The 10,120-nt window shown below is 70.5% G+C and carries 11 protein-coding genes; 7 read left to right on the forward strand and 4 right to left on the reverse strand.

Annotation, left to right across the window (positions count from 1 at the left end; all coding sequences use genetic code 11):
- Positions 1-255 precede the first annotated feature (255 nt).
- Together ACFW5B_RS03715 and ACFW5B_RS03720 are read left to right on the forward strand one after the other, a co-directional pair.
- Positions 256-864: a TetR/AcrR family transcriptional regulator gene (locus ACFW5B_RS03715; RefSeq protein WP_386433225.1), complete on the forward strand. Its 609-nt coding sequence runs from the start codon at positions 256-258 to the stop codon at positions 862-864.
- A gap of 133 nt (positions 865-997) precedes the next feature.
- Positions 998-2,536 carry an MFS transporter gene (locus tag ACFW5B_RS03720; RefSeq protein ID WP_386432675.1) on the forward strand — a complete coding sequence of 513 codons (1,539 nt, stop codon included), beginning with the start codon at positions 998-1,000 and terminating at the stop codon, positions 2,534-2,536.
- A gap of 198 nt (positions 2,537-2,734) precedes the next feature.
- On the opposite strand, the gene ACFW5B_RS03725 is transcribed toward ACFW5B_RS03720, so the two are convergent.
- Complete coding sequence (locus ACFW5B_RS03725) at positions 2,735-3,232, reverse strand: MarR family winged helix-turn-helix transcriptional regulator (protein ID WP_386432678.1); 498 nt, start codon at positions 3,230-3,232, stop codon at positions 2,735-2,737.
- A gap of 659 nt (positions 3,233-3,891) precedes the next feature.
- Between ACFW5B_RS03725 and ACFW5B_RS03730 the strand changes: the two genes are divergently transcribed.
- Positions 3,892-4,464, forward strand: coding sequence for a pyridoxamine 5'-phosphate oxidase family protein (locus ACFW5B_RS03730; RefSeq protein WP_386433228.1), 573 nt, complete (start codon positions 3,892-3,894; stop codon positions 4,462-4,464).
- Here the strand turns inward: ACFW5B_RS03730 and ACFW5B_RS03735 are convergent.
- The 3 genes from ACFW5B_RS03735 to ACFW5B_RS03745 all read right to left on the reverse strand — a co-directional run bounded on the left by ACFW5B_RS03735 (position 4,457) and on the right by ACFW5B_RS03745 (position 6,410).
- Positions 4,457-5,014 (reverse strand): PPOX class F420-dependent oxidoreductase, encoded by a 558-nt coding sequence (locus ACFW5B_RS03735; protein ID WP_386432681.1) that lies wholly within the window; start codon positions 5,012-5,014, stop codon positions 4,457-4,459. The two genes, ACFW5B_RS03730 and ACFW5B_RS03735, sit on opposite strands and share 8 nt — an antisense overlap.
- 64 nt (positions 5,015-5,078) lie before the next feature.
- Complete coding sequence (locus ACFW5B_RS03740; protein WP_386432684.1) at positions 5,079-5,636, reverse strand: hypothetical protein; 558 nt, start codon at positions 5,634-5,636, stop codon at positions 5,079-5,081.
- Positions 5,637-5,750: 114 nt separating this feature from the next.
- Positions 5,751-6,410 carry a GNAT family N-acetyltransferase gene (locus ACFW5B_RS03745; RefSeq protein ID WP_386432687.1) on the reverse strand — a complete coding sequence of 220 codons (660 nt, stop codon included), beginning with the start codon at positions 6,408-6,410 and terminating at the stop codon, positions 5,751-5,753.
- 182 nt (positions 6,411-6,592) lie between these two features.
- Between ACFW5B_RS03745 and ACFW5B_RS03750 the strand changes: the two genes are divergently transcribed.
- From ACFW5B_RS03750 to ACFW5B_RS03765, 4 genes are all read left to right on the forward strand, one after another.
- Entirely contained in the window at positions 6,593-7,594 is a 1,002-nt protein-coding gene (locus ACFW5B_RS03750; RefSeq protein WP_386432690.1) for an RNA polymerase sigma factor RpoD/SigA, read from the forward strand.
- A 503-nt stretch (positions 7,595-8,097) separates the two neighbouring features.
- Positions 8,098-8,790 (forward strand): DUF4232 domain-containing protein, encoded by a 693-nt coding sequence (locus tag ACFW5B_RS03755; RefSeq protein ID WP_386432693.1) that lies wholly within the window; start codon positions 8,098-8,100, stop codon positions 8,788-8,790.
- Positions 8,791-9,001: 211 nt separating this feature from the next.
- Positions 9,002-9,844: a helix-turn-helix transcriptional regulator gene (locus ACFW5B_RS03760; protein WP_386432696.1), complete on the forward strand. Its 843-nt coding sequence runs from the start codon at positions 9,002-9,004 to the stop codon at positions 9,842-9,844.
- Positions 9,826-10,038, forward strand: coding sequence for a DUF397 domain-containing protein (locus ACFW5B_RS03765; RefSeq protein ID WP_386432700.1), 213 nt, complete (start codon positions 9,826-9,828; stop codon positions 10,036-10,038). The genes ACFW5B_RS03760 and ACFW5B_RS03765 overlap by 19 nt, the downstream gene beginning before the upstream one ends.
- Positions 10,039-10,120: the final 82 nt, after the last annotated feature.

Raw genomic sequence — 10,120 nt, forward strand, 5'->3', positions numbered from 1 at the left:
GGTGCGGCGGGTGGTACGGGCGGCACGGGCGCGACGGGTGAGGCGTGACCCAGGTCACATGGAGTGGCGAAATATCCGGGGAGGGTGTCCCCGTTTAACCAGACGTCCGGGTGAAACGGGGAGCTGCTCCCCGGTTCGCGCACCAGTCGATACCGAGGTCAGGCGCCGGAAAGCGCCGGGAGATGAGGGGAGTGAGCCGACGTGACCGCTGTTGCCGCGCAGGCGAGGTCCGGGAAGCCGGAGCAGCAGCCCCGGATGCGGGCCGATGCCGCGCGTAACCGGGAGCGGATCATCGCGGCCGCCCGCGAGACGATGGTGGAGTTCGGGGCGGAGGTCCCGCTCGATGAAATCGCTCGACGCGCGGGTGTCGGGAACGCGACGCTCTACCGTCACTTCGCGGATCGCCTGGAGTTGATCCACCACGTCACACTCTCCGTCATGTCCCGTACCGCGGACCGTGCGGAGCGCGCCCTTGCCGAGGAGTCCGATGCCTTCCAGGCGCTGAGGCGCTTCGTTCACGACGCGGTGGAGGAGCGGATCGGGGCGTTGTGCCCGCTGCTCTCCGACGGCGTCGACCGGGGCCATCCGGATCTGGTCGCGGCGCGGGACCGTCTGGAGTCGGCCATCGAGGCCGTCATGGCCGCCGGGCGCGGCAGTGGGCGGCTGCGTACCGATATCGCCGTCGGTGATCTGATGGTCGCGATCACCCAGCTCACCCGCCCGCTGCCCGGCAGCCGCTGTGGGAACTTCGACCAGTTCGTGCACCGGCATCTGCAACTGTTCCTGGACGGGCTGCAGACCCCTGCCCGCTCCGAACTCCCCGGCGCCGCCGCCACGTTGGACGACTTGAGGCGCCGCTCGTAAATCGTCCGCCCCTCTCCCTCTCTCCTCCCTCTTCCTTCTTTCTCTTCTCCCGCCCGTCGCCGCGCCGGCGGGTGCCTCGCCCGTCCCGTTCTTCGCTCCTGTTCGCTCACTGCACCAATAGGTGGATCCCGCCATGCCTGAAACAGCCCCGTCCGTCGATCCCAGGCGCTGGAAAGCGCTGATATTCATCGCTCTCGCCCAGCTGATGGTCGTTCTCGACGCGACCATCGTGAACATCGCGCTGCCCTCCGCACAGCGGGACCTCGGTATCACCGACGCCAACCGGCAGTGGGTGATCACCGCCTACGCACTGGCCTTCGGCGGTCTGCTGCTCTTCGGCGGGCGCCTCGCCGACCTGTGGGGACGGAAGCGGACCTTCATCGTCGGGCTCGTCGGCTTCGCGGCCGCCTCGGCGCTCGGTGGGGCCGCGGTCAATCAGGGGATGCTCATGGGCGCCCGTGCGCTGCAGGGTGTCTTCGGCGCGCTGCTGGCGCCGGCCGCGCTGTCGCTGCTCGCGGTGACCTTCACCGAGGCCAAGGAGCGCGCCAAGGCATTCGGCATCTTCGGTGCGATCGCCGGTGGCGGTGGTGCCGTGGGGCTGATCCTCGGCGGGGTGCTGACCGAGTACATGAACTGGCGCTGGACCTTCTTCGTCAACATCCCGTTCGCCGTGGTCGCCGCGACCGGCGCCTACCTCGTCATCCAGGAGCCGGCGGGGAGCCGTAACCCGTCCCGGCTGGACATCCCCGGCGTCATCCTCGCCACCCTCGGCCTGGTCTCGCTCGTCTACGGGTTCACCCGCGCCGAGTCGGACGGCTGGCTGGCGGCCCCGACGCTGGGACTGTTCGTGGTGGCCGCGGTGCTGCTGCTGGCGTTCGTGCTGGTCGAGTCCAAGGTGAGGGCCCCGCTGCTGCCGCTGCGGGTGGTCGCCGAGCGGAACCGCGCCGGTGTCTACGCCTCGCTGGGCCTGGCCGTGATCGGCATGTTCGGTCTCTTCCTCTTCCTGACCTACTACCTGCAGATCGTGAAGGGCTACACGCCGGTCACCACCGGCCTGGCCTTCCTCCCGATGATCGTCGGCATGATCACCGGCTCCACGCAGATCGGTGCCCGGCTGATGACCCGGGTCCGGCCGCGGCTGCTGATGGCGCCCGGCTTCACGGTCGCCGCGCTCGGCATGCTGGTGCTGACCCGGATCGATCTGGACACGTCCTACCCCGCGCTGATCCTGCCCGGCTTCCTGCTGATGGGCCTGGGGATGGGTACGGCGTTCATGCCGGCCATGTCGCTGGCCACGCACGGTGTCCAGCCGCGCGACGCCGGTGTCGCCTCCGCGATGGTCAACACCTCGCAGCAGGTGGGCGGCGCGATCGGCACCGCCCTGCTGAACACCATCGCGGCCGACGCCACCACCACGTACGCCACCTCGCACGCGGCCGGTGCGCGCTCGGCCGAACTCCTCAAGCTCCAGTCGATGGTGCACGGCTACTCCACCGCGATCTGGTGGGCGGTCGGCATCCTGGTCCTGGCGGGCGTGATCGCCTTCACCTTCATCAACACCGGGCGGCCGGGCGGCGGTTCGCCGGTGGCCTCGTCCGCCGAGGGGGAGAGCACGGTCCGGGCCTCGTCCGAGGACGGAGACGAGGTCCAGATCCCGGTGATGGCGCACTGAGGCGAAGGGGGCGGGCCGTACGGCGCTCCCCTACAGGGTTCATGGGCTCCCGGGGCGGGTCGTACGGAACACCCCTACGGGGCTCATGGCCTCCCGTACGGGCCGGATGGCGCCCCCTAAGGGCCGCAGGGCACCCCCTGCGGGCCCGCTGCCCCGCCCCACCCCGGCGCCGCCCTCCCCTCCGCTACCGCTGATCCGTCAGCGCAGCCAGGGGAGGTCGGCGCCTTTCGGCTGCAGTCCCTCGGTCATCACGCGGCAGATCTCGGCCAGTTGGCCGACCTGCTCGGGGGAGAGGCGGTCGAAGATCGCGGAGCGTACGGCGGCGACATGTCCGGGCGCGGCCTTCTCCAGGACTCGCATCCCCTCGTCCGTGAGCAGGGCGTTCTGGCCCCGCTTGTCGGAAGCGCAGTTCTCGCGCCGCACCCAGCCGTTCCTCTCCAGGCGTGCGATCGCGTGGGAGAGCCGGGAGCGGGTGATCTTGGCGTTCTGGGCCAGCTCGGTCATCCGCATCCGGCGCCGCGGTGCACGGGAGAGCTGGACGAGCAAGCCGTAATAGACATGCGGCATCTTGGCGTCCCGTTGCAGCTGGCGGTCGAGGTGGTCCTCCAGGAGCGTGGTGGCATGGAGGTAGCACTGCCAGGCGTATTGCTCCTCGTCGCTGAGCCAGCGCGGCTCGGCTGCGGGTTCGTTGCTCATACCATCCACTCTCTCACCACTCGGAGAGTTATTTAAGTTTTAACAACGCCGCAGGATGCCGGCCCACCAACGCTTGAAAGTTCAAGCGTACGGTCATGCCGCTGCCGTGGGTACCCGCACCCACTACTTCCAAGTGTGCCGCGCCCGGTCGGTGTTCTGTCGTGGCGGGGTCAGTCGTCGTCCTTGTCGATCAGCGCGAGGGCGCGCAGGGCCGCGGACAGGGCGCGGGTGTCGCCGTCCTCGGAGGCCGCCGCGACGTCCAGTGCGGTGTCCGCGAACTTGATCGCATGCTCGTTGCCGTGGGCGACCGCCCGCTCGAAGATCTCTTCGGAGGTGATCGCGTCGGCGCTCGGTGCCGCGCGCGGGGTGTCCGCGGCGTAGAGGGTGGTGATCGCCGCCGCGTAACGGGCTTCCGGCCTGCACCGCTGGTCGGCGGCGGGTTACGGCGCTGGTCGTACGGCCGCGGCCGAGGGCGGTCGCGCGGGTGGGCCGGGGCCGCGGCCGGGCCGGGGCCGGGGCGCGCGGTGACGGTAACGAGTCCTGCCTCCCGTTCTCCCCCTTTTCCGTTCTCCAGCCCTCCTGATCCATACCGGACAGGAGGTGTCGGGTATCGGCGAAAGGGTGCGGGCATGACGGTGGAGAGCGGAAGCGTGGGCGGCATGGGTGACGGTGACGGGAGCGGTGCGGGCCGCGGGGGCGGTGCGGTCGGCTGGTCCGGGGTGGAGGCGGTGGTGCCGGAACTGGCCGCGCGGGTGCGGGAGCGGTTCGGGGTGTACCGGCATCACGTCCTGGCGACCCTGCGGAAGGACGGTGCGCCGCGGCTCACCGGTTTGGAGGCGGACTTCCGGTACGGGGAGCTGTGGTTGGGCATGATGACCGGCTCGCGCAAGGTGGCCGATCTGCGGCGCGACCCGCGGTTCTCGCTGCACGCCAATCCGGGGCCGGGCGCCGATCTGGCCGGTGGGGATGTGCGGGTGTCCGGGCGGGCGCTGGAGGTGACCGATCCCGGCACGGTGGCGCGCTATGCGGCGGCGGTGCGGCCGCCGGAGCCGTTCCAGCTCTTCCGGGCGGAGCTGACGGAGGTGGTGCGGACGACCACCGAGCACCCGTATGTGGTGGTGGAGACCTGGGCGCCGGGCCGAGCGCCGCGCACCATCCGGCGGACGTCGGACGACCCGGCGCGGCAGGTGGCGTGGGGGTGCGGTGCGGAGGGACGGTCCGGGTTCAGCTGACGTCGCGGGACCGGGAGGTGCCGTCGTCCGGTTCGAGGTGCCAGCCGATGACGCGGCGCGGATGGACGCGGATCACGTCGTTGCTGAAGAAGTCGGGCGCCATCGGGGGTGCGTCGAGGGTCAGCAGTTCGGCGCGGCCGCGGATCTCCACGCCGCGTCCCCAGCCGGGCGCGACCGGGTCGTCGGCCGGTGCCATGTCGTCGATGAGCAGGGAGACTTCGGGGCGGGCCTGGGCGTTGCGGTACTTCTGGCTGCGCCGCAGCGCGGGGCCGCCGATGTCGAGGGTGTCGTCGTCGTTCAGCACGAAGCCGACCGGGCGGACCTGTGGTCCGCCGTCCGGTCCGGTGGTCGCCAGACGGGCCAGCGGCTGGCCGGCGAGGTAGGCGCGCTCCGTGGACGTGAAGACCTTGCCGGCGGTGCCATGGGCGGACGCCGTCGGGGAGGGTGGGGCGGCGGCGTCCGGTGCCGAGGCGTCCGAGGTGTCCCCGGCGTCCAAGGTGTTCTTTGCGTCCGGGGTGTGCGGCGTCGAGCCGTGTGAGGGCGTGGTCATGGTGGGGACGCTATGACCTCAAGTGCGATTGAGGTCAAGGGGCGGGCGGATGCGGCGGGCCGCTTCAGTGGGTGGCCACCGGTAGGCGGTGGTCACGGGCCCCGCGGTGGTGGTGCTTGTGCGGCCGGTGCAGGTCGTGCGGCTCACGGGTGCGGTGGGTGCGGAAGAGGTAGAGGGAGGCGACGAACATCACGGCGCCCATGGTGAGGCCGAAGGCGCAGGACTTGAGGATGGCTTCGCCGCCGAGGCTGTAGACCCAGCCCATCGCGCAGCCGAAGAGCGTGCCGTAGGAGGCCGCCCGGGTCTCGGTGATCATGCTGGACTGGAAGTGCGCCACCAACAGCCCCAATGCCCCCGACACCACGGCCCCGGCCAGTCCGTACAGCATGGCCGGACCGCCTTTGATGCCGGCGGTGTGGGTGCGGAAGATGATGAAGCAGCCGAAGGCGAGCGCCGTGATGACCGGCAGCGTCACGGTCGCAGGGATGCGCCGGCCCAGGCCCTTCGCCGGTTCCAGGGCGTGCTGCCGGTCGCGGGCCGCGGTGGTCGCGCCGTGTTCGGGTTCGACGGTGCCGTGGGAGCGGGCGGCCCTCGCGCCGGGCCGCTCGGCGTGCTGGTCCATGGCGGGCTCCTCTCGGTTTCCCCCGCTGCCCTCCTGTCCAGGCGACACCCGGGCGCCGTGCGCGGCAACCGGAAGGCCGGGGGCCGGCGTCGGGCACGCGGGTTGCCGATGGGCTCAGCCCAGGTCCTTCTGGTACCAGGCCACGTCCCAGTAGCGGCCGAATTTGCGGCCCACCTCCGTGTACGTGCCGATGTGCCGGAAGCCGAAACGGGCGTGGAGGCGCCGGGAGGCCTCGTTGGGCTGCGTGATCCCGGCGTAGGCGCGGTGCACGTCCTCGGTGGCCAGCGCCTCGAACAGAGCCGTGTAGAGGAGCGTGCCGATGCCCCGGCCGGCGGCGTGCGGGGCGCAGTAGACGGTGACCTCGACGGACGGGGCGTAGGCGGCCTTGGGGCGGAATGCGCTGCTGGTCGCATAGCCGAGCAGCGCGCCGGCCGGGTGCCGCGTGCCGTCGAGGTGCCCGGCGCCGGCCGGGTGCCCGGACATGAGGGCCGCCGGGTCCGGGTACCCGGGTACCGCGGCGCCTTCGGAGGGGGCATGCACCAGCCCGTTGTGCGGGTCTTTCGTCCGTTCTGTTGCCTCTTGGGCAACCAGAAGACGGTGCGGGCCGTCTTGGGGGTGGGAGAGCAGCCACGGGCGGCGCTGATCCGGAGTGAAGGGATCCAGGTCGAAGGTGATGCAGGTCTCACGGATGTAGTGGTTGTAAAGATCCGTAAGAGCCGGCAGGTCCGCTTCAGCGCCCGACCTGACCTGCACTTCTCCGTGCTGTTGCCGCATGTGACCCCCTCGCTGGGGGCGCAGGGTACTGCATGATCAGAAAAATAGCGGGGCCGCTTGGGAATTCTGTCCGGATTCCAGCCGTTGTTTCCTTCGGACGGGCCGCTCGGCAAGCATCGGTTTCGATCACCATCGGCCCGCCCACCGTCCCGCGACCGACTCATCGCAAAGGGAGCACACGCATGGCAACCCGTGCCGTCGCCCGCCGTCAGGAAAACAGCAGCGGTTCTGACGGGGCCAACAGCGTTCGCGCCGTAGGCGGGGAGATCGCCGACCGCGACCTGGTCGGCATGTACCTCGACGAGATCGCGCGCACGCCACTGCTCGACGCGGCCAAGGAGGTCGAGCTGTCCCAGACCATCGAGGCGGGTGTCTACGCCCGGCAGATCCTGGACGGCGAGGTCACCGACGGCAATGCCGCGGGCGCCGGCCGCGAGGAGCTGGCGGCGTTGGCCGAGGAGAGCGACAAGGCCAAGGACGTCTTCATCCGCTCCAACCTCCGCCTCGTGGTGGCCGTCGCCCGCCGCTACCCGCGCGCCGGACTCCCCCTGCTGGACCTGATCCAGGAGGGCAACGCCGGTCTGGTGCGTGCCGTGGAGAAGTTCGACTACACCAAGGGCTTCAAGTTCTCGACGTACGCGACGTGGTGGATCCGCCAGGCCATCACCCGCTCCATCGCCGACCAGTCGCGCACGATCCGGCTGCCCGTGCACCTCGTCGAGGAGCTGGGCCGAATACGCCGGGTGCAGCGCGAGTTCAACCGTGAGAACGGCCGTGACCCGGAGCCCGCGGAGGTCGCCGGCGAGCTGGGATCCACGCCCGCCCGCGTCACCGACGTACTCGACTGGGCGCGCGACCCGGTCAGCCTCAACATGTCCGTGGACGACGACGGAGACACCCAGTTCGGCGATCTGCTGGAGGACACCTCCGCGGCCTCGCCCGAGCAGTCCGTGCTCACGCTGCTGCGCAGCGAAGAGCTGGAAGACCTGATCGACCGTCTCGACCACCGCACCGCCTCGATCATCAAGGCCCGCTACGGCATCGAGGACGGCCGCGAGCGCACCCTCACCGAGGTCGGCAAGCAGCACGGCCTGACCCGCGAGCGGATCCGCCAGATCGAGAAGCATGCGCTGCTGGAGCTGAAGCGGATGGCGCATGACACGGGGTTCGACGCGGCCGCGTAGTCAGCGCGCGGATGCCCGCGCCGAGACCGCGGATGCCCACGCCGCGATGCGAGGCCCGGCCCGTGACGGACGAGCCCCGACGCCCCTTCCGGTGTCGGGGCTCCGGTGGCGAAGGCGGCCCCGGCGGCTCCGGGAGCGTGATGCCGGACGCCGGCACGACCGCGGCCCTGGACACCTCCGCGGTCCGGACCACCGACGCGATCCCGCTCGACCGGCCGCTGACGGAGTCGGTGTGGTGAGGGAGCGGGGCGGGGCCCTGCGGCCTCCCGGGTAGCCCGGTCCGCTCGGCGCTCCCTGCGAACGCCGGGGCGGCGCCGCCCGCTTGGGCGTTCCGCGGCCCCTCCCGGCCGCCCGCCCGCGAACCCGGTCTCACCCGTTCACGCGGTTTGTTTGCGGGGCGTGAGTGAGGCGTTACCGGAACGTCAGTGGCCCCGGGAAAAGTGGTGTCCACACCGCGGGACGGCCGAAGAAAATCCCGCACCGAACACAGGGGGAACCTGATCATGCGTACTTCCCGGATTCGCTCCGCCGCCCTGGCCGCCGTCACCGCCGCGCTGGCGCTGGGTCTGACCGCCTGCGGTGGCGCCGACGGCGAATCGAAGGCGGCGGGCGGCGACAACGCCGCCGGTACCGCGCAGAGCCAGTCCGCACCCAACGGGGGCGGCAAGGGCGGCGCGGAGGAGGCCAAGACCGGCGGTGCCGCCAAGGAAGACGCGCGCTCGACGACCGCCTCGGGCGGGTCGGGCGAGTCCGCGGGCAACGGCACCACGGCCGGCGCCCAGCAGTGCCGCGGCGACGAGATGCTGCTCACCGCGGTGCACCGGTTCGCCGGGCAGCAGGGCGACCACCTGCTGGTCACCGCGGTGAACAAGGGCACCAAGCCCTGCTGGGTCACCTCGTACCCGTCCGTGAAGCTCGACGGCTCCGACACCGCGCTGCCGCACTCGAAGAAGGACAACGCCGGCGGCACCAAGCAGATCACCCTCCAGCCCGGCGGCAAGGCGTACAGCGCGGTGAACCTCTTCGACTACGGCTCGAAGAACCACACGTCGCAGTCGTTCGCCCTCGCGCTGCGCGGCACGGACGGTCGGAGCGGCCCCTCCTACTCCGTCGACCTCCAGGGCGAGAAGCCGCAGTTCACCTGGAACGAGGCCGACGTGCTGAACTGGAACACCAAGAAGCCGTACGACTTCTGACGGCCCGTCGGCGAGCGGCGCGCCCGTTCGGGACGCGCCGCATCCCTGCCGCTTCTGTCTGCCGTTTCCCTGCCCGAGACCTTCGTGGACCACTACCGTGCGTATTCCGGCCCTTACGGGATGGGGCCGGAATTGGGGGTGAATGCCGCTTGTCCGCGGTACTTCGTCGCCACGCACCGTTAGTTCCACACCTTCCACGGAGGAGGTCGCCATGCCACCGAGGCGAGCGGTCACCGGTCGGAGCCAGGAGCCGCGTCAGCGCTACGTAGAAGAGCTGCGATTACTACGGGCCCAGAAGGGCGACAGTCTCCGGCAGCTCGGCGAAGCGCTGGGGTGGGACTGGTCGCTGTTCGGGAAGATGGAGAAGGGCGAGACCCTTGGCGGCCCCGAGGTCGCCCAGGCGTTGGACCAGTACTACGGCACGGCTGGACTGCTGCTGACGCTGTGGGAGTTGGCGGCCGCAGATCCCTCGCAGTTCCGTGAGCGGTACCGGCGGTACATGACGCTGGAAGCCGAGGCGGTGAGCATGTGGCACTACGCGGTGAGCGCTCTCCCCGGCCTGCTTCAGACAAGTAGCTACGCACGCGACTTGCTCTCGGTGGGAGGCAGCAGCGATGACGAGCTGACCCGGCACGTTCAAGCGCGAGTCGGGCGCCGCGAGTTGCTCGACGGTGACGATGCTCCGCGCTTCCGTACCATCTTGTCCGAGGCCGTATTACGCACACCACTGGCTGACGCCGAGGAATGGCGTGAGCAGCTTGAGCACCTGGTAACCATGGGGGACCGGCCACATGTCATGGTTCAGGTCGTTCGGCAGCAATGCGGACTCCACGCCCTGACGAACACGGACACGATGTTCCTGCGGCTCCCGGACGGCCGCACCGTGGCATGGGTGGAGACTGGATATTCGGGCGAACTTGTCGAGGAAACGGCAGCAGCCGAACGACTTCAGCTCAGGTACGATCTGGTTCGTGATCTAGCTCTATCCCCGGCTGAATCACGGAAGTTCATCAGGCAGCTGTTGGAGGAGGCCTCGTGCGAGCCATCGACCTGAGCACTGTCACCTGGCGCAAGAGTTCATACAGCAATCAGGACGGCGGTCAGTGCATCGAAGTCACCGACGACTTCCCCGCCGCCGTCCCCGTCCGTGACAGCAAGGACCCCCACGGCCCCGCTCTCCTCTTCGGGGCGTCCGCCTGGGCATCCTTCGTCACTGCCGTGAAGAGCGGCGCGCTGCCCGGCGCCTGACGCCCCCGGGACGCTGTTTGCACAACGGCGGCGGGCGCCCCCCCCCCCGAGACACCCCCCCCCCGGGTGGTGGGCCGGCGCG

Source organism: Streptomyces sp. NPDC058773, from assembly GCF_042746015.1.
GTDB lineage: Bacteria > Actinomycetota > Actinomycetes > Streptomycetales > Streptomycetaceae > Streptomyces.

Bases quoted from the DNA above. Each gene is read 5' to 3' on its own strand.
- ACFW5B_RS03715 (WP_386433225.1), top strand. From the start codon at position 256: ATGCGGGCCGATGCCGCGCGTAACCGGGAGCGGATCATCGCGGCCGCC.
- ACFW5B_RS03720 (WP_386432675.1), top strand. From the start codon at position 998: ATGCCTGAAACAGCCCCGTCCGTCGATCCCAGGCGCTGGAAAGCGCTG.
- ACFW5B_RS03725 (WP_386432678.1), bottom strand. From the start codon at position 3,232: ATGAGCAACGAACCCGCAGCCGAGCCGCGCTGGCTCAGCGACGAGGAG.
- ACFW5B_RS03730 (WP_386433228.1), top strand. From the start codon at position 3,892: ATGGGTGACGGTGACGGGAGCGGTGCGGGCCGCGGGGGCGGTGCGGTC.
- ACFW5B_RS03735 (WP_386432681.1), bottom strand. From the start codon at position 5,014: ATGACCACGCCCTCACACGGCTCGACGCCGCACACCCCGGACGCAAAG.
- ACFW5B_RS03740 (WP_386432684.1), bottom strand. From the start codon at position 5,636: ATGGACCAGCACGCCGAGCGGCCCGGCGCGAGGGCCGCCCGCTCCCAC.
- ACFW5B_RS03745 (WP_386432687.1), bottom strand. From the start codon at position 6,410: ATGCGGCAACAGCACGGAGAAGTGCAGGTCAGGTCGGGCGCTGAAGCG.
- ACFW5B_RS03750 (WP_386432690.1), top strand. From the start codon at position 6,593: ATGGCAACCCGTGCCGTCGCCCGCCGTCAGGAAAACAGCAGCGGTTCT.
- ACFW5B_RS03755 (WP_386432693.1), top strand. From the start codon at position 8,098: ATGCGTACTTCCCGGATTCGCTCCGCCGCCCTGGCCGCCGTCACCGCC.
- ACFW5B_RS03760 (WP_386432696.1), top strand. From the start codon at position 9,002: ATGCCACCGAGGCGAGCGGTCACCGGTCGGAGCCAGGAGCCGCGTCAG.